Source organism: Paucibacter sp. PLA-PC-4 (genome assembly GCF_026241155.1).
GTDB lineage: Bacteria > Pseudomonadota > Gammaproteobacteria > Burkholderiales > Burkholderiaceae_C > Roseateles_E.
Genome location: NZ_JAPFGP010000010.1, coordinates 160,502 through 177,056, shown reverse-complemented (window position 1 = coordinate 177,056; position 16,555 = coordinate 160,502). Strand labels below are relative to the sequence as shown.

Here is a 16,555-nt window from a genome sequence, read left to right as displayed (position 1 = left end):
CGGGTGGCTTAGAAGCTGTGGCGGATGCCGGCGACGACCTCGGTCAGATCGCGGTCCGAGGCGCTGGTCAGACCCGAAGACAGCGACCCGGCGGCGCGATTGGCGTAGCCGACACCGTCGTTCTTGAACTGGGTCAGCGACGAGTACAGCGCGGTGCGCTTGGACAGGTCGTACTGGTAGCCGACGCCAAGGGCTTGGGTCTTGCCATCTGCCAGCCTGCCGTCGTTCTTGCTCTGGACGTACTGGGTCTTGAGCAGGTGCGAGCCCAGGCGATAGCTGGCGCCCAGCCAGTAGCCGGTGCCATCCCGGTCGGCGCTGCTGCGGTCGTTGATCTGCATCACGCCGCCGTTGAAGCGGTAGCTGCCCATGTCGTAGGCGGCTGCGGCTGAGACGGTGCGGATGTTCTGGCCGATCACGTCGGCCTTGTCGTCCACCAGGGACAGCATCGCGTCGAAGCCGTTCTTGGTGTAGCGGCCGTAGATGTCGGCGATGCGGTTGTCGGTGGTGCCACCGGCCACCTCACCGGCGCCGTACAGGGCACCGGCGCTGAAGCCGTCGTAGTTCTGCGACTCGAACTTGACCGAGTTGTTGACACGGGCCGGGCCGCCGTTGCCGGTGGCCGTGTTGTTGCTGCCGCGCACCGGCTCATAGCCGCCGAAGCCGCCGATCACCGCGGTCGAGGCGCCGGTGTTGTTGTTGGAGAACTGGCTGAAGTCGCTGGACAGCGCGTAGACGCTGCCGTATTGACGGCCCAGCGATACCTTGCCGTAGGGTGTGGCCAAGCCGACAAAGGCCTGACGGCCCCAGAAGGCGCCTTGACCGGTGGTGCCGTCGTCCAGATTGATACCGGACTCCAAGGTGAAGAAGGCGCGCAGACCGCCACCCAGGTCTTCCGTGCCGCGGATGCCGAAGCGCGAGCTGTTCAGGCCGCCGGACTGCACGCGGCTCAGCGTGGAGGCGCCATCCAGCACCTGCACATTGGCATCGACCACGCCATACAGGGTGACCTGGCTTGTGCCGCTGCTCGATTGGGCAAAAGTCATCGAGCTGGCGGCCAGGGCCAGGGCGGAGAAGGCAAAAGTCTTGTACTTCATGAACTCGTCTTTCGATGTTGGGAGGCCACCGGATGGATGTGACCAGCGATGCTTGGGTGTCCCTCGACGCCCTTGCATGGAGCAACAGATCCGGGCACTGACCGAGATCAAAAGAGCGGGTTCGTGGAATGCAGCGTTGCGGAATCAGGGTTAATCGCGGACTTGAAATCCGTCGATCCGGCCGGGGTGCGCGCTGTGCGCACGTTTTGCCGCTTTGTGCGTCGTTTTGTTACGGCAGCATGTGCAGTTGATGGCCGAGCTTCTCGCGCTTGGTCTTCAAGTAGCGGCCGCTTTCCTCGTTGGACTCGACCTCATGGCCCTCACGGGCGATCACGGCGATGCCCAGCTCGTTCAGCGCAGCCACCTTGAAGGGGTTGTTGCTCATCAGGCGCACCGACTGCACGCCGAGGTCGCGCAGGATGTCGGCGGCTGCGTCGAAGCGCCGGCTGTCGATCGGCAGGCCCAGGGCCAAGTTGGCCTCCACCGTGTCCAGCCCCTTGTCCTGCAGCGCGTAGGCGCGCAGCTTCTGGCCCAGGCCTATGCCGCGCCCCTCGTGGCCGCGCAGATAGATCACGACACCGCCCTCGGCCTCGATACGCTGCAGCGCCAGCGCCAGCTGCTCGCCGCAGTCGCAGCGCAAGGAGCCCAGGATGTCGCCGGTGAAGCATTCCGAGTGCATGCGCAGCAGCACCTCGGGCCGCACTACATCGCCCTTGACGATGACCACATGCTCATCAGGATGGTCGGCTGCCTGGTAGACATGGACGACGAATTCGCCATGCTTGGTAGGCAGGCGGGCGCTGGAGATGCGCTGCACCTTGGCGGGCATGGGGGCGGAGGATTCGGAGGGCAGGGTCACGCTGAGCTGGTCTTGTTGGGCTGCTGCCCGGGCGGCATGCAGGGCAGATATGGTAGCGCCGCGCGGGAATGCAAGGCGTGCGAGGGGCGCGCACGATGGGGCGAGCCGCGCTCGCTTCCGGGCAAAAATGGCGGCATTGCCATGAATCAAGCCAAACAACCAGCGCCGCTCCCGGCCGTTCCCGCCCGCGCTATCGTCTGCCTGTCGCTGGCCGCCTTCGGCAGCGGCGTGGCCCTTCGCGTCAACGACGCCTTGCTGCCGCGACTCGCGCAGGAGTTCGCGGTCGGGCTGGGCCAGGCCGCGCAAGTGATCAGCTTGTTCTCGATCGCCTACGGGCTGTCCCAGCTGGTGTTCGGGCCCCTGGGGGACCGCTATGGCAAGTACCGGGTGATCGCTTGGGCCACGCTGGCCTGCGGCGCCACTTCGCTGCTGTGCGCGCTGGCCGGTGGCTTCGCGGGCCTGCTGTTCGCCCGAGTGCTGGCCGGCGCCACGGCGGCGGCGATCATCCCGCTGTCCATGGCCTGGATCGGCGATGTGGTGGCCTATGAGCAGCGCCAGCCCGTGCTGGCGCGCTTTCTGATCGGCCAGATCGTCGGGCTCTCGGCGGGTGTCTGGCTGGGCGGCTTCGCGGCCGACCATCTGAGCTGGCGCACGCCCTTCTTCATGCTGGCGGGGCTATTCGTGCTGATCAGCGCGGCGCTATGGCGTGTCAACCGTCAGCTGCCGGCGCACGCCCGTCAGATGCGGCCGGCCGACGGCTCGCAGCTGCGCCGCATGGTCGACGACTTCTCACACATTCTGGGCCTGCCCTGGGCACGCGTGATCTTGCTGACGGTTTTTCTGGAGGGCTTGTTCCTCTACGGACCCTTCGCCTTCATCGCCTCGCATCTGCATGGGCATTTCGGGCTATCGCTGTCCTTGGCCGGTTCCTTGGTGATGTTGTTCGGCCTGGGCGGGTTTTTGTTCGCGCTGGGCTCAGCGAGGTTGGTCAAGGGACTGGGCGAGGTGGGGCTGGCGCGCTGGGGCGGCGGGCTGCTGTTTGTGGCGCTGCTGAGCCTAGCGCTGACGCCAGCCTGGTGGGTGGCGGCACCGGCCTGCCTGCTGGCGGGCTTGGGCTTTTACATGCTGCACAACACCTTGCAGCTCAATGCCACCCAGATGGCGCCGGCGCAGCGAGGCGCGGCGGTGTCGGCCTTTGCCTCCTGCTTCTTCCTTGGCCAATCGGCTGGGGTCAGCGCTGCAGGGTTGGCGGTCGAGCACTTCGGCTCGGCCTGGGTTATGGCTCTGGGTGCCGCGGGCGTGCTGGCTGTGGCCTGGGTGTTTGCCGGTCGTCGTCAGCGCCGTGCCCACTGAGGGGCGCAGACTCATCAGTGCCGGCGGCGCGCGTCCAGGCTCAGCGCACCCGCGCCATTCGCGGCCAGCACCAGCAGCCCGCCGGCCAGTGCGATGTTTTTCATGAACAGCAGCTGCTGCATCATCTGCTGCTCGGCGGGCAGAGCCCAGAAGGCATGGAACATGAAGCTGGCCACCAGCGTGAAGCCGGCAAGCGCTAGCGCGGCCCAGCGCGTCTGAAAGCCGATGATCAGGGCCAGGCCGGCCAGCAATTCGAAAGCGCCGACGGCAAGTGCCAGCAGATGATTGGCGGGTAGGCCGGAGCTGGCCATATAGGCGGCGGTGCCGGCAGGGTTGGCCAGCTTGCCGGGACCGGCCAACACAAAGATCAGGGCCAGCAGCACCCGGCCGGCCAGGCTCAGTGCGGATGTCAGGGTGGCGGGCATTGTTCCAATCTCCTGCGTTTGATAGGAGCGCCAAGCATACGTTGCGCCTGGCCATCAGCGGCCCTGTACAAACCCAAGCTGGATGGAGCGGGCGCGGCCAAGGGCCGCCAAGAACGGCAGGGGCCTCAGCTCTTGGCTGCACCGCTGATCACAGGGGCGCGGGTCACCCGGGTCTTGCCACCGGTGGTGACCAGGATCACTGCTTCACCGGGGTTCAGGGTTTCATTGCCCTTGGCCTGGACGATGGCGCGGCGCTCGCCGTTGCGCAGCTGCACCAGGATCTCGACCGCCTCTTCCTTGGTCACATTGCGCTCGATTGCATTGCCCAGTGCCGCGCCGGCCACAGCGCCAAGCACGCCGACGATTTGGCCCTCGCGCCGGCCGCCGACATTGGAGCCGGCAATCGCGCCGACTACGCCACCAGCGACGCCACCGACACCGCTTTGCGAGCCGTCGACCGTGACCGGGCGCACCGACAGTACCGTGCCGTCCTGGACCTGGGACATGCGCTGGGCATCGCCGCGTTGCACCACATCGGGGCTGGTGGTCGAGCAGGCGGCCAGGGTCACGACAGCGGCGGCAATCAACAACTTCTTCATCACGGTCTCCTCGGGGCAGATCACAACCCAACGGTCCGTATTGTGAAGCGGTTGACCGGCGGGCGCCGGCCATGCAACAAGTCTTTACTCAGGCATGCAGCCGGCTGGAACGCGGCACGCTGGCCAGCAAAAACTCCATCTGGTCGGCGAGGATGCGGCGGCCGCGCAGAATCATGTCCTCGTGCAGGCTGGGCACATAGGGCAGGTAGAGCAGGCTCATATTGGCCTCCTCGGGCAGCCGGCTGCCCTTGCGACCATTGCATCCGCGGCAGGCGGTGATGCAGTTCATCCAGCTGTCGCGACCACCTCGCGAGGTCGGGATGATGTGTTCGCGGGTCAGGTCGTCGGCGTGGTGGCTATGCCCGCAGTAGGCGCAGACATAGCGGTCGCGCACGAAGAGCTTGGGATTGGACAGCGCAGGCGCCGAGCGCCAGGCACGGCTGGGCACGGCCCCGCGCACCGCGATGATGGGGTGGACTTCGATGCGCGACTGCAGTCCGGTACGGCGCTGCAGGCCGCCGCGCATCACATGACAGGGGTTGCCCAGAGTCCAGGCCACGCCGTCGCTGGCATAGATCACGGCGGCCTCCTTGGTCGTGATCCAGGCTTGCGGCCGGCCGGAGACATCCAGTTGAAGAACATCCACAGCATTGACCTCCTGCTCGCAGCGTACTGCAAGAGTGCGTACTGACTCAAGTGCTGAAGCCCCGCAGACAGGCGCTGTGCGCCGGCGGCCACAGCGTCAACGGCCTGACATCTGCACGGCCCAGACTGGCGGGCTGGCGTGAACTTCTAGGCGGGCGGCTCTAGAAATCGCCACGAATACTTGCACGGCCTTGTGTCGATTTCTGCAAAATAGAACGACCGTTCGTTTTATTATTCGGCTTTCCAGCGAATTCCACAGAGTCCCCAAGCACCGTGTCCGCCCTGCCCAGCCCCAAGCCCACCGACGGCGACGAGATGCCGCGCCGCGGCGTGCGCTCACTGCAAAAAGGCCAGCAGACCCGCGCCGCCATCCTGGAGGCGGCTCTGGGCCTGGCCTCGCACATGGGGCTGGAAGGCCTGTCGATCGGCGCGCTCGCCGACGTCACCAAGATGAGCAAGTCCGGCGTGTTCGCCCATTTCGGCTCGCGCGAGGAGTTGCAGATCGCGGTGGTCATGGAATATCACGCCAAGTTCGAGGAAGAGGTGTTTTTCACCGCGATCCGCGAGCCGCGCGGCCTTCCCCGGCTGCGCGCGCTCTACGAGCACTGGGTGCGCCGGGTCTCGGTGGAAATCGACTCGGGCTGTATCTACATCAGCGGCGCGGTCGAGTTCGATGACCGGCCCGGCCCAGTGCGCGACGCCCTGGTCAGCATGGTCAAGGCCTGGCACGCGGCGCTGCACAAGGCCATCGTGCTGGCGCTGCAGGCCGGCCATCTGCGCGCCGACGCCGATGTGGAACAGATCTTGTTTGAATTGCATGGGCTGATCCTGTCCCTGCACCACGATGCGCGATTTCTGCGCCGGCCCGGCGCGCTGGAGCGTGCCGGAGCGGGCTTCGAGCGCATCGTGAATTTCTATGCCACGCCCGAAGGCCTGCAGGCCGCAGGCAGCAAATCCGTGGCGGCCGCCGCAAAGAAGACCGGCAAGCGGCCCCAGACCTGAACCCGTTCTGAATTGAATCGAAACCGAGGAGTTAGACATGCCCCAGTACAACCCACCGCTGCGTGACATGAAGTTCGTGATGCACGAGCTGCTGAATGTGGTCGACGAGCTCAAGATGCTGCCGGCCCACGCCGACATCGATGTCGACACCATCAATGCGGTGCTGGAAGAGGGGGGCAAGTTCGCGGCGGAGGTGATCGCGCCGCTGAACCTGTCTGGCGATGCCGAGGGCTGCAGCCTGGACAAGAACACGCACGAGGTGACGACGCCCAAGGGTTTCAAGCAGGCCTACAAACAGTATGTCGAAGGCGGCTGGCCGGCGCTGGGCTGCGACCCGGAGTTCGGCGGCCAGGGCCTGCCGGTGATTGTGAATCAGGGCTTCTACGAGATGCTGAATGGGGCCAACCAGGCCTGGACCATGTACCCGGGCCTGAGCCACGGCGCCTACGAGGCCCTGCATGCCCATGGCACGCCTGAGCAGAAGTCTACCTACCTGCCCAAGCTGACCAGTGGCGAGTGGACCGGCACCATGTGCCTGACCGAGCCGCACTGCGGCACCGATCTGGGCCTGCTGCGCACCAAGGCCGAGCCGCAGGCTGACGGCAGCTACAAGATCACTGGCCAGAAGATTTTCATCTCGGCCGGCGAGCACGATATGGCCGACAACATCATCCACCTGGTGCTGGCCCGTCTGCCGGAAGCGCCCGAGGGCTCCAAGGGCATCTCGTTGTTTGTGGTGCCGAAGTTCAAGGTGAATGCCGATGGCAGCCTGGGCGAGCGCAACCCGGTCTATTGCGGCGGCCTGGAGCACAAGATGGGCATCCATGGCAACGCCACCGCACAGATCGTGCTGGACGGCGCCGTCGGCACTTTGGTGGGGCAGCCCCACAAAGGCCTGGCCGCGATGTTCGTGATGATGAACGCCGCCCGCCTGGGCGTGGGCAATCAGTCGCTGGGCCTGACCGAGGTGGCCTACCAGAACGCCGTGGCCTACGCGAAGGACCGCATCCAGATGCGCGCGCTGAGCGGTCCGAAGGCACTGGACAAGCCGGCCGATCCCATCATCGTGCACCCCGATGTGCGCAAGATGCTGCTGACCGCGCGAGCCTACGCCGAAGGCGGCCGCGCGCTGAATACCTATGTGGGCCTGCAGTTGGACAAGGCGTTGAGCTCGGACGACGAGGACGAGCGCAAGGAGTGCGAGGCCGAAGTCGCGCTTCTTACCCCCATTATCAAAGCATTCATCACCGACAACGGCTGGATCGCGACCTCGCACTGCTTGCAGGTCTTCGGCGGCCATGGTTTCATCCATGAGTGGGGCATGGAGCAGTTCGTCCGCGATGCCCGCATCAACATGATCTATGAAGGCACCAATACGATCCAGTCGCTGGACCTGCTGGGTCGCAAGATCCTGTCCAACAACGGCGCCACGCTGAAGAAGTTCGGCAAGAAGATCGCTGCCTTCGTCGAAGAAGAAGGCACGAACGAGGCCATGCAGGAGTTCATCAACCCGCTGGCCGATATCGGCGACAAGGTCACCAAGCTGACCACAGAGATCGGCATGAAGGCCTTCCAGAACCCCGACGAGGTGGGCGCCGCTGCGGTGGACTATCTGCGCGTCGTAGGCCATCTGACTTTTGCTTACTTCTTCGCCCGCATGGCCAAGATCGCGCTGGAGAAGAAGGACTCGGGCGATCCGTTCTACACCGCCAAGCTCTCGACGGCGCGCTTCTATTTTGCGAAGCTGCTGCCCGAGACCGCCTCCCTGATCCGCACCGCGCGCGCCGGACTGAATCCGCTGATGGAGATGGACGAAGCGCTGTTCTGACTTGCTTGATTTCAATAACGCCATAAAGGAGACACCATGAAATCGCTGATTGCTGCCACCACCCTGAGCCTGCTCTCGGGCATCGCGCTGGCCCAAGCCACGCCCAGCGGGCTGTGGAAGACCATCGACGACAAGACCAAGCAGGAGAAGTCGCTGGTGCGCATCAGCGAGAGCGCCGGTGTCTTCAGCGCCAAGATCGAGAAGGTCGTCGATCCCGCCAAGCAAGAGTCCAAGTGCGACAAGTGCGCCGACGACCGCAAGGATCAGCCGTTGATCGGCCTGACGATTGTTCGCAACGTCAAAAAGAACGCCGACGATGCAGAGCTGTGGGACGGCGGCGAGATCCTCGACCCCAATGACGGCAAGGTCTACAAGGTCCGTATCAAGCCCATCGAAGGCGGCAAGAAGCTGGAAGTGCGCGGCTATGTCGGCATGCCCATGCTGGGCCGCACCCAGACCTGGATTCGCGTCGAGTGAGCCGCAGCGCCCTCGACGCCCATTTTTCTGAAGGAATGCAAACCATGAGTCGATTCCAAGTTCGCAAAGTCGCCGTGCTCGGCGCTGGCGTGATGGGCGCGCAGATCGCTGCGCACCTGGTCAACGTCAAGGTGCCGGTCGTGCTGTTCGACCTGCCCGCCAAGGAAGGTGCCAAGAACGGCATCGTCAGCAAGGCCGTCGAGGGCCTGAAAAAGCTCAAGCCCGCGCCGCTGGCCGTGCCGGAGAACGCCGCGCTGATCCAGCAGGCAAACTATGAAGAGCATCTTGAGCTGCTGAAGGACTGTGATCTGATCATCGAGGCCATTGCCGAGCGCATGGACTGGAAGCTCGATCTGTACACCAAGATCGCCCCCTTCATCGCCCCGCATGCCATCGTCGCGAGCAACACCTCGGGCTTGTCGATCACCAAGCTCAGTGAAGTGCTGCCCGAAGAAATCAAGCCGCGCTTTTGCGGCATCCATTTCTTCAACCCGCCGCGCTATATGTACCTGGTCGAGCTGATCAATACGCCGACGACCCGTCCTGATGTGATTGACCAGCTGGAGAGCTTCGTCACGACCGCCGTCGGCAAGGGCGTGGTACGCGCCAATGACACGCCCAACTTCGTCGCCAATCGCGTCGGCATCGCCGGCATGATGGCCACGATGATCGAGGCCGAGAAGTTCGGCCTGTCGGTCGATGTGGTGGACGATCTGACCGGCAAGAAGCTGGGGCGCGCGTCCAGCGGCACATTCCGCACCGCCGACGTCGTGGGCCTGGACACCATGGCCCATGTCGTCAAGACCATGCAGGACAACCTGAAGGATGACCCCTTCTACAGCACCTACGCCACACCCAAGGTGCTGGCCGCGCTGATCGAAAAGGGCGCGTTGGGGCAAAAGACCGGTGCCGGCTTCTACAAAAAGGTCGGCAAGGACATCCAGCGCCTGGACTTCGCAACTGGCGAGTACGTCGCTGGCGGCAAGAAGGCCGACGACATCGTCGCCCGCATGCTGAAGAAGCCCGCCGCTGATCGCATCAAGCTGCTGCGCGAATCAAGCAATCCGCAGGCCCAGTTCCTGTGGTCCATCCTGCGAGACAGCTTCCACTATGCTGCCGTGCACCTGAACACCGTGGCCGACACCGCGCGCGAGATCGACTTCGCGATGCGCTGGGGCTTCGGCAGCAGCCAGGGCCCGTTCGAGCTGTGGCAGGCCGCCGGCTGGAAGCAGGTTGCCGAGTGGATTTCCGCCGACATCGCGGAGGGCAAGACCCTGTCCAGCGCCCCGTTGCCTGCCTGGGTCAGCGAGGGCCCGGTGGCTGAGAACGGCGGTGTGCACAGCACGCGAGGCTCCTGGAGCGCTGCCGAGGCCAAGTTCAAGCCGCGCGCGAAGCTGCCGGTCTATGAGCGCCAGGCCTTCCCTGAGTCCCTGGTGGGCGAGGGCGCGGACGAACCCCTGAAGGCCGGCACCGAAGAGTTCAAGAACGAAGAGATCCGCGTCTGGAGCCTGGACGGTGAGGTGTTGATCGCCTCGATCACCGCCAAGCTGCACCTGATCAGCCCCACCGTGACCGAGGGCCTGCTCAAGGCCGTCGAGATCGCCGAGGCGAAGTACAAGGGCTTGGTGATCTGGAGCCCGGACGATGTGTTCTCGGCCGGTGCCAACCTCGAAGCGCTGATGCCTGTCTTCATGAAGTCGGGTGCCAAGGGCATCGCGCCGGAAGAGAAGAAGCTGCAGGACATGATGCTGCGCATCCGCTATGCCAATGTGCCGGTGGTCGCGGCGATGCGCGGCCTTGCCCTGGGCGGTGGCGCTGAGCTGGCCGTGCACTGCGCGCGCCGTGTTGCTCACATGGAAAGCTATGTTGGCTTGGTGGAAGTGGGCGTCGGCCTGATCCCCGGCGGCGGCGGCCTGACCTATATCGCCCGCCGTGCTGCCGAGATGGCCAAGGCGGGTAGTGCCGATGCGGACATCTTTGCCTTCTTGAAGGACGGGTTCACCACCGCCGCTACCGCCAAGGTCGCAACCTCCGCACTGGAAGCGAAGAAGAACGGCTTCCTGCTGGACAGCGACATCGTCGTGCCCAACAAGGACGAACTGCTGCACGTCGCCTCCAGCCAGGCCAAGTCCATGTTCGAGTCGGGCTACCGCCCGCCGCTGAAGGCGATGTTCCCGGTGGCCGGCCGTTCGGGCATCGCCACCATCAAGGGTCAACTGGCCAATATGCGCGACGGCGGCTTCATCAGCGCCCATGACTACCACCTGGCGGCGCTGATCGCCGATGTGGTCTGCGGCGGCGAGGTCGAAGCCGGTTCGTTGGTCGACGAGGAATACCTGATGTCGCTGGAGCGCAAGCACTTCTGCGCGCTGCTGGAGCACCCGAAGACGCAGGAACGCATCATGGGCATGCTGCAGACCGGCAAGCCGGTTCGTAACTAATGACCTTGCGGGACAGACCACCCGAGCAACGCGAGTAGCTCTGTCCCCAACTGACTGGAACACATCATGAGCAAGCAAGTTCAAGAAGCCTATATCTGCGCCGCCACCCGCCTGCCGATCGGCAAGTCGGGTCGGGGCTACTACAAGAACACCCGTCCGGACGAGATGCTGAGCCGCGCTATTCAGGCCGCCTTGGCCCAGGTGCCGGGTCTTGACCCCAAGGTGATCGAGGACGCCATCATCGGCTGCTCCTTCCCCGAGGGGGAGCAGGGCATGAATATCGCTCGCGTGGCGGCTGTATTGAGCGGTCTGCCCAACACGGTCGGCGGCGTGACGGTGAATCGCTACTGCGCCTCGGGCATTACCGCGCTGGCGATGGCGGCTGACCGGATCCGCATCGGCGAGTCCGAGGTGATGATTGCCGGCGGCGTCGAATCGATGAGCATGGTGCCGATGGGCGGCAACAAGCCCAGCCTGCCGCCTGCGATCTTCGAGCGCGACGAGAACATCGGCTTGGCTTACGGCATGGGCCTGACCGCGGAGAAGGTGGCCGCGCAGTGGAAGATCAGCCGCGAAGCCCAGGACGAGTTCGCGCTGGAATCTCACCGCCGAGCACTGGCCGCCATCGAGGCTGGCCATTTCAAGGACGAGATGACGCCCTTCGAAATTCTGGAGCGCTCGCCCAATCTGGCCGATGGTTCGGTCAATCTGAAGAAGCGCATCGTCGACTCCGACGAAGGCCCGCGCAAGGACACCTCGCCCGAGGGCCTGGCCAAGCTCAGGCCGGTGTTCGCCGCCAAGGGCAGCGTCACCGCTGGCAACAGCTCGCAGACATCGGACGGTGCCGGTGCGCTGATCGTCGCGTCTGAAGCCGCGGTCAAGCGTTTCGGCCTGACCCCGCTGGCCCGTTTCGTCAGTTTCGCGGTGCGCGGCGTGCCGCCCGAGATCATGGGCATCGGCCCGATCGAGGCCATCCCGGCTGCGCTCAAGCTTGCCGGCATCTCGGCCCAGGACCTGGGCTGGATCGAGCTGAATGAGGCCTTTGCCGCCCAGTCGCTGGCCGTGCTGAACGATCTGGACAGCAAGGGCATCGTGCTGGACCGCTCCAAGGTCAACCCGAACGGTGGCGCGATTGCGCTGGGCCACCCGCTGGGCGCGACCGGTGCGATCCGAGCCGCCTCGGTGATCCACGGCCTGCGCCGCACAGGTGCCAAGTACGGCATGGTCACCATGTGCGTCGGCGCCGGGCAGGGTGCCGCCGGCATCATCGAACGCTTGTAAGCGTTCCTGAAAAGCGCGGCCTCGGCCGCGCTTTCGCTTGGGAGTTCCGCAGCATGACGATCAGCTTTCGCGCCGGCGACGGCTTTGAACTGAAGGGCCATCTGTATGGCGATGCGGCCACGGCCAAGGCGGGCCTGCTGATCGCGCCGGCCATGGGTGTCGAGCAGCGCTATTACGCCGACTTCGCCCACTGGATGGCAGCCCAAGGCTGGCTGGTGCTGAGCTTCGACTATCGCGGCATGGGCGCTTCGCGGCCGGCCCAGATGCGGCGCTCGCTGAAGGGCCTGGACGCGGACATCCGCACTTGGGCAGAGCGCGATGCCGCCGCCGCGCTGGATGAGCTGTCCCGCCGCCTGGGCAGCGAAGCGACACCGGTCCACTGGCTCGGCCACAGCCTGGGCGGCCAGATCCTCGGCTTGCTGCCCAATCGCGAGCGTGTCAGCCGCGCCATCACCGTCGGCTGCGGAAGCGGCTACTGGCGCGAAAACTCGGCGGGCCTGAGGCGCTATGTCTGGTGGCTCTGGTACGTCGTCGTGCCGCTCGCCCTGCCTCTGTTCGGCTATTTCCCGGGCCGCAAGCTGCGCAAGGTGGGCGATCTGCCGCGCGGCGTGATGGCACAGTGGCGGCGCTGGTGCCTGGACCCCAGCTACATGATGGGCGAGGGCGGCGAGGCGCTGCGCGCGCATTACGCCGCCCTGCGCACGCCGATGTTGTCGCTTGCTTTTACCGACGACGAGTTCATGTCTCGCCGCAATACCGAATCGCTGCACGGCTTCTATGCCGGCGCGAGTCCCGAGCTTCGCCGCATCGCACCGAAGGATGTCGGCGCGCGTCGCATCGGCCATTTCGGTTTTTTCCGCAAGCACTTCGAGGCCAGCCTGTGGCCGCAGGTGCCGGCCTGGCTGGCATGAAGCGCCGCCATCTGCTGCTGGGTTGCGCCTCGCCGCTGCTGCTGCTGGGTGGCTGCGCCGGCGAGCTCTCGCCCGGGTTCACCAGCTGGCAGCAGGCCCGCGAATCCGTGCTGGAGCTGATGTTTCGCCAGCACCATCTCGCCCATGAACGCTGGAGCCTGCCGCAGTTGCTTCAGCATCTGGCGCAAAGCACTGAGTTCTCGATCCAGGGCTACCCCGAAGCCAGGAGCGTGCTGTTCCAGCGGACGCTGGGCCGGACCGCCTTTGCAGTGTTTGATGCCCGCGGCCAGATGAGCCACGACCTCGCCGAGCCGATTCCCGGCGCACCTGCACTCGATCCCGAGCAAGGCCTGAAGATCGCGGTGCAGCGCCTGCTGGACGCGATGCAGGCATTCAGCGCCCACAAGGGGCCGTTCAAGCCACATTTCGCGTATGGCCAGCTGGACCGCGCCGAGTACCAGCGCGCCCATTTGATGCACCTGGCCAACCACTGGACACAGGTGCAGGCGCTGACGGCCACGGCCCAAGCCGCTGCGACCCCCGACAATCACTTCCATTCCAAGGAGACCCCGACATGACCATCAAGACCGCCATCGTCAACGGCGTGGCCAGCATCGAAATCGCCCGCCCCGAGAAGAAGAACGCGCTGACCTCGGACATGTACCAGCAGATGGCCGATGCGATCAACGCGGCCGCCACTGCCGGCGAGGTGCGTGCCGTGCTGATCTACGGCCAGCCCGGCATCTTCACCTCGGGCAACGACCTCGAGGACTTCATGGCCCGCCCGCGCTCGGGCGAGGACGCTCCGGTCTTCCAGTTCATGCGCGCGCTGCTGGGTTGCGACAAGCCGGTGATCGCGGCCGTGACCGGCGGCGCCATCGGCATCGGCACCACCATGCTGCTGCACTGCGATTTCGTTTTTGTCGCCGACGACGCTCGCCTGGCCATGCCCTTCGTCAGCCTGGGCCTGGTGCCTGAGTTCGCCTCCAGCCTGCTGGTGCCGCAGTTGATGGGCAACCGACGCGCTGCCGAGAAGTTGCTGCTGGGTGACCCCTTCACTGGCGAGCAGGCAGTGGAGTGCGGCATCGCCAACGCAGTGCTGCCGGCCGGCGAGGTCGTCAACCACGCGCGCCGCGTGGCCGAGCGCTTCAACAAACTCGCCCCCAGCGCGGTGCGCGAGAGCAAGCGCCTGATGCGCGCGCCGCAGGCACAGACCGTGCTGGCGACGATCAAGACCGAGGCCGAGATCTTCGGCGCTCGCCTGCGCAGCCCCGAGGCGATGGAGGCCTTTCAGGCCTTCTTCCAGAAGCGCCAGCCGGATTTCAGCAAGTTCGAGTAAGCCCTCGGCATGTTGCAGCTCGCGCGGATCGCGCTGGCGCCGCTGCTGCTGTGGCAGGGTGCGCGTGTGCGGCGCCAGGCCCTGCGCCTGCCCGAGGCCGAAGGCCAGCGGGCCGGTGTGACGGGCGAAGGCCTGCTGGTACTGCGCCTGCTGATCGTCGGCGATTCGTCCGGCGCTGGCGTTGGCGCGTCAAGCCAGGACGAGGCGCTGGCCGGCCACCTGAGCCGGGCCTTGTCGCGGCGCCTAGGCGGCATGGTGCGGTGGCAGGTGCTGGCCCGCAGCGGCCATACGACCGCTGATGCGCTCGAACACCTGCGCGTCAGCGAGATATTCCCGGCCGATGTGGTGGTGACGGCACTGGGCGTCAATGATGTGGTCGACCATTTGTCGCCCCGGCGCTGGCTGCACCAGCTCGACCAGATCGATGCCATGTTGCAGCAGCGCGCCGGCGCGCCGTATTTCACGCTGCACAGTGCGGTTCCGCCGATGCACAGCTTTCCGCTGCTGCCGCAGCCGCTGCGCTGGCTGATGGGGGCCCAAGCTCTGCGCATGAACCGCGCGCTGAGCCGACACCTGCTGTCCCAGCCCCGGCGCGGCATACAAGCGCTGCCTGCGCATCTGCATGGCAAGGCCGCTGTGCGCTTGATGGCGCGCGACGGCTTCCACCCCAATCCGGCTGGTTATGCGGCCTGGGCTGAGGCGTTGGCGGAGCGGCTGGTGAGGGAGTGGGGGAAGCGGCAGCGCCCCTAAGCCCTGCTGGCGGGCAGGCCTCGCATGCGCTGGATGTCGCGCTGCGGCGGGGCGCCAAACAAGCGGCTGTAGTCGCGGCTGAACTGCGAGGCGCTCTCGTAGCCCACGCGGGCCGCCGTGCTGCAGGCGTCCAGGGCGTGGTTCAGCATCAAGAGGCGTGCCTCCTGGAGGCGCAGCTGCTTCTGGTACTGCAGCGGGCTCATGCCGGCGAGATGGCGGAAGTGCAGCCGGAAGGTCGAGGGGCTCATGTGCACGCGCTCGGCCAGCTCGTCCATCATCACATCCTGGACGAAGTTCTGTTTCAGCCAGGCCATAGCCTGCGCGATCTGATGGCTGGGCGAGCCTGCAGCCACCAGCTGTCGCAGGTAGGGGCCGTGCGGGCCGCTGAGCAGGCGCACCAGGATCTCCTGCTGGATCAGTGGGGCCAGACTGGCGCACAACTGAGGCTCGTCGTGCAACCGGAGCAGGCGGACCATCGCGTCGAGCAGCGACCGGTCCAGTGGGCTCAGCGAGACGGCGCCGGGGGCTTGGTCGCGCGACAGCGCCGGCAGCGCCATCTGCGCGGCAAGTTGCACGATGTTGCGGGCATCGAGCTTGAGCATCAGGCCCAAAAAGGGCTCAGCCTGGTCGGCCATGGTGATCTGGGCGAGCACCGGCAGATCTACTGTCGTCAGCAAGGACTGACCCGGCCCGAGGTTCATCACGTGCTCGCCGAGCGTCACTTGCTTCGAACCCTGTGCGATGACGGCCAGGCCCAGCTCGTAGAAGCAAGGCAAGGGATCACTCCTGGCGCTGAGGCGGTGGACGCTCAGTGAGGTCACCGCGGTTGGGTGGCTGCCGTCATTTCGGGCAATCTTTCCGATCTCCTGGGCCAGGCGGGCAATGGTCATGGGTGTGGTGTTGTGCAGCAGCGGGGCAGAGGCAAAGCCACTGTAGCGCTGGCGCGAGAGGCAGCCGGCGGATCCGCTGACGAAACATCGGAATAGGCAAGACATGCGTCGAAATGGGCAAGCGCTTGCCGGGCCAGCCGGGGGACACTTGCCGGCACCGCCCCAAAGATGGAGAACCGAGCACCATGAGCACCCTCAACGTCAACGGCCGTGACCACGCGGTCGACGCCGACCCCGGCACCCCCATCCTCTGGGCCCTGCGCGACACGCTGGGCTTGACCGGCACGAAGTTCGGCTGCGGGGCGGCGCTGTGTGGCGCTTGCACCGTGCATCTGGATGGCCAGGCGATCCGCTCCTGCGTCACGCCGATCTCGGCGGCCGAGGGCAAGAAGATCCGCACCATCGAGGCCACCACCGATGGCAGCGATAAGGTCGGCGCGGCGGTGCATGCCGCCTGGGTCAAGCATGACGTGGCCCAGTGCGGCTACTGCCAGAGCGGGCAGGTCATGAGCGCGACGGCCTTTCTCAAATCGCTGCCGAAAGGCAAGAAGCCCACGGCCGCCGAGATCGACGGCGCGATGGCCGGCAATATCTGCCGCTGTGGCACTTATGCCCGCATCCGCGCCGCAGTGGCCGATGCGGCCAAGACCTTGGCCTGAAG

General features: G+C 65.7%; 17 protein-coding genes. 11 read left to right on the top strand and 6 right to left on the bottom strand.

The window, feature by feature from the left end; translation table 11 throughout:
• Positions 1 to 8: 8 nt before the first annotated feature.
• Both OOZ63_RS16975 and ribA read right to left on the bottom strand, forming a co-directional pair.
• Positions 9 to 1,094 (bottom strand): porin, encoded by a 1,086-nt coding sequence (locus OOZ63_RS16975; RefSeq protein WP_266006766.1) that lies wholly within the window; start codon positions 1,092 to 1,094, stop codon positions 9 to 11.
• Positions 1,095 to 1,323: 229 nt separating this feature from the next.
• Positions 1,324 to 1,923 carry a GTP cyclohydrolase II gene (gene ribA, locus OOZ63_RS16970; protein ID WP_266006765.1) on the bottom strand — a complete coding sequence of 200 codons (600 nt, stop codon included), beginning with the start codon at positions 1,921 to 1,923 and terminating at the stop codon, positions 1,324 to 1,326.
• Positions 1,924 to 2,094: 171 nt separating this feature from the next.
• Between ribA and OOZ63_RS16965 the strand changes: the two genes are divergently transcribed.
• Positions 2,095 to 3,306 (top strand): MFS transporter, encoded by a 1,212-nt coding sequence (locus OOZ63_RS16965; protein WP_266006764.1) that lies wholly within the window; start codon positions 2,095 to 2,097, stop codon positions 3,304 to 3,306.
• Between the two features lie 14 nt (positions 3,307 to 3,320).
• Here OOZ63_RS16965 and OOZ63_RS16960 read toward each other — a convergent pair whose 3' ends face one another.
• From OOZ63_RS16960 to OOZ63_RS16950, 3 genes are all read right to left on the bottom strand, one after another.
• On the bottom strand, positions 3,321 to 3,731 hold the full coding sequence (locus OOZ63_RS16960) for a DoxX family protein (protein ID WP_266006763.1): 411 nt from the start codon (positions 3,729 to 3,731) through the stop codon (positions 3,321 to 3,323).
• Between the two features lie 125 nt (positions 3,732 to 3,856).
• On the bottom strand, positions 3,857 to 4,330 hold the full coding sequence (locus OOZ63_RS16955; RefSeq protein WP_266006762.1) for a glycine zipper 2TM domain-containing protein: 474 nt from the start codon (positions 4,328 to 4,330) through the stop codon (positions 3,857 to 3,859).
• 88 nt (positions 4,331 to 4,418) lie between these two features.
• Positions 4,419 to 4,976, bottom strand: coding sequence for an HNH endonuclease (locus OOZ63_RS16950; RefSeq protein WP_137941211.1), 558 nt, complete (start codon positions 4,974 to 4,976; stop codon positions 4,419 to 4,421).
• 314 nt (positions 4,977 to 5,290) lie between these two features.
• Here OOZ63_RS16950 and OOZ63_RS16945 point away from each other — a divergent pair, with 314 nt between their 5' ends.
• From OOZ63_RS16945 to OOZ63_RS16905, 9 genes are all read left to right on the top strand, one after another.
• Positions 5,291 to 5,977, top strand: coding sequence for a TetR/AcrR family transcriptional regulator (locus tag OOZ63_RS16945; protein WP_266006823.1), 687 nt, complete (start codon positions 5,291 to 5,293; stop codon positions 5,975 to 5,977).
• A 37-nt stretch (positions 5,978 to 6,014) separates the two neighbouring features.
• Complete coding sequence (locus OOZ63_RS16940) at positions 6,015 to 7,805, top strand: acyl-CoA dehydrogenase C-terminal domain-containing protein (RefSeq protein ID WP_266006761.1); 1,791 nt, start codon at positions 6,015 to 6,017, stop codon at positions 7,803 to 7,805.
• Between the two features lie 36 nt (positions 7,806 to 7,841).
• Positions 7,842 to 8,282, top strand: a complete 441-nt coding sequence (locus tag OOZ63_RS16935; RefSeq protein ID WP_266006760.1) for a DUF2147 domain-containing protein — start codon at positions 7,842 to 7,844, stop codon at positions 8,280 to 8,282.
• A 44-nt stretch (positions 8,283 to 8,326) separates the two neighbouring features.
• Positions 8,327 to 10,723 carry a 3-hydroxyacyl-CoA dehydrogenase/enoyl-CoA hydratase family protein gene (locus tag OOZ63_RS16930; protein WP_266006759.1) on the top strand — a complete coding sequence of 799 codons (2,397 nt, stop codon included), beginning with the start codon at positions 8,327 to 8,329 and terminating at the stop codon, positions 10,721 to 10,723.
• A gap of 66 nt (positions 10,724 to 10,789) precedes the next feature.
• The gene (locus OOZ63_RS16925; protein WP_266006758.1) at positions 10,790 to 12,004 is read left to right on the top strand and encodes an acetyl-CoA C-acyltransferase; all 1,215 of its coding nucleotides are present in this window, start codon (positions 10,790 to 10,792) and stop codon (positions 12,002 to 12,004) included.
• A 53-nt stretch (positions 12,005 to 12,057) separates the two neighbouring features.
• Positions 12,058 to 12,915 carry an alpha/beta fold hydrolase gene (locus OOZ63_RS16920; protein ID WP_266006757.1) on the top strand — a complete coding sequence of 286 codons (858 nt, stop codon included), beginning with the start codon at positions 12,058 to 12,060 and terminating at the stop codon, positions 12,913 to 12,915.
• Positions 12,885 to 13,493, top strand: a complete 609-nt coding sequence (locus OOZ63_RS16915) for a DUF1569 domain-containing protein (RefSeq protein ID WP_266006756.1) — start codon at positions 12,885 to 12,887, stop codon at positions 13,491 to 13,493. The genes OOZ63_RS16920 and OOZ63_RS16915 overlap by 31 nt, the downstream gene beginning before the upstream one ends.
• Entirely contained in the window at positions 13,490 to 14,254 is a 765-nt protein-coding gene (locus OOZ63_RS16910; RefSeq protein WP_266006755.1) for an enoyl-CoA hydratase, read from the top strand. Before OOZ63_RS16915 ends, OOZ63_RS16910 begins: the two co-directional genes overlap by 4 nt.
• A 9-nt stretch (positions 14,255 to 14,263) precedes the next feature.
• Entirely contained in the window at positions 14,264 to 15,004 is a 741-nt protein-coding gene (locus OOZ63_RS16905) for an SGNH/GDSL hydrolase family protein (protein WP_266006754.1), read from the top strand.
• Here the strand turns inward: OOZ63_RS16905 and OOZ63_RS16900 are convergent.
• Positions 15,001 to 15,894, bottom strand: a complete 894-nt coding sequence (locus tag OOZ63_RS16900; protein WP_266006753.1) for an AraC family transcriptional regulator — start codon at positions 15,892 to 15,894, stop codon at positions 15,001 to 15,003. The genes OOZ63_RS16905 and OOZ63_RS16900 overlap by 4 nt on opposite strands.
• Positions 15,895 to 16,079: 185 nt before the next feature.
• Here OOZ63_RS16900 and OOZ63_RS16895 point away from each other — a divergent pair, with 185 nt between their 5' ends.
• Complete coding sequence (locus tag OOZ63_RS16895) at positions 16,080 to 16,553, top strand: (2Fe-2S)-binding protein (RefSeq protein ID WP_266006752.1); 474 nt, start codon at positions 16,080 to 16,082, stop codon at positions 16,551 to 16,553.
• The last annotated feature ends 2 nt before the right edge of the window (positions 16,554 to 16,555 follow it).

Excerpts from the sequence above, each read along its gene's own strand:
- OOZ63_RS16925 (WP_266006758.1), top strand. The coding sequence starts at position 10,790 with ATGAGCAAGCAAGTTCAAGAAGCCTATATCTGCGCCGCCACCCGCCTG.
- OOZ63_RS16905 (WP_266006754.1), top strand. The coding sequence starts at position 14,264 with ATGTTGCAGCTCGCGCGGATCGCGCTGGCGCCGCTGCTGCTGTGGCAG.
- OOZ63_RS16910 (WP_266006755.1), top strand. The coding sequence starts at position 13,490 with ATGACCATCAAGACCGCCATCGTCAACGGCGTGGCCAGCATCGAAATC.
- OOZ63_RS16940 (WP_266006761.1), top strand. The coding sequence starts at position 6,015 with ATGCCCCAGTACAACCCACCGCTGCGTGACATGAAGTTCGTGATGCAC.
- OOZ63_RS16945 (WP_266006823.1), top strand. The coding sequence starts at position 5,291 with ATGCCGCGCCGCGGCGTGCGCTCACTGCAAAAAGGCCAGCAGACCCGC.
- OOZ63_RS16955 (WP_266006762.1), bottom strand. The coding sequence starts at position 4,330 with ATGAAGAAGTTGTTGATTGCCGCCGCTGTCGTGACCCTGGCCGCCTGC.
- ribA (WP_266006765.1), bottom strand. The coding sequence starts at position 1,923 with ATGCCCGCCAAGGTGCAGCGCATCTCCAGCGCCCGCCTGCCTACCAAG.
- OOZ63_RS16930 (WP_266006759.1), top strand. The coding sequence starts at position 8,327 with ATGAGTCGATTCCAAGTTCGCAAAGTCGCCGTGCTCGGCGCTGGCGTG.
- OOZ63_RS16975 (WP_266006766.1), bottom strand. The coding sequence starts at position 1,094 with ATGAAGTACAAGACTTTTGCCTTCTCCGCCCTGGCCCTGGCCGCCAGC.
- OOZ63_RS16895 (WP_266006752.1), top strand. The coding sequence starts at position 16,080 with ATGAGCACCCTCAACGTCAACGGCCGTGACCACGCGGTCGACGCCGAC.
- OOZ63_RS16900 (WP_266006753.1), bottom strand. The coding sequence starts at position 15,894 with ATGACCATTGCCCGCCTGGCCCAGGAGATCGGAAAGATTGCCCGAAAT.
- OOZ63_RS16960 (WP_266006763.1), bottom strand. The coding sequence starts at position 3,731 with ATGCCCGCCACCCTGACATCCGCACTGAGCCTGGCCGGCCGGGTGCTG.
- OOZ63_RS16935 (WP_266006760.1), top strand. The coding sequence starts at position 7,842 with ATGAAATCGCTGATTGCTGCCACCACCCTGAGCCTGCTCTCGGGCATC.
- OOZ63_RS16920 (WP_266006757.1), top strand. The coding sequence starts at position 12,058 with ATGACGATCAGCTTTCGCGCCGGCGACGGCTTTGAACTGAAGGGCCAT.
- OOZ63_RS16965 (WP_266006764.1), top strand. The coding sequence starts at position 2,095 with ATGAATCAAGCCAAACAACCAGCGCCGCTCCCGGCCGTTCCCGCCCGC.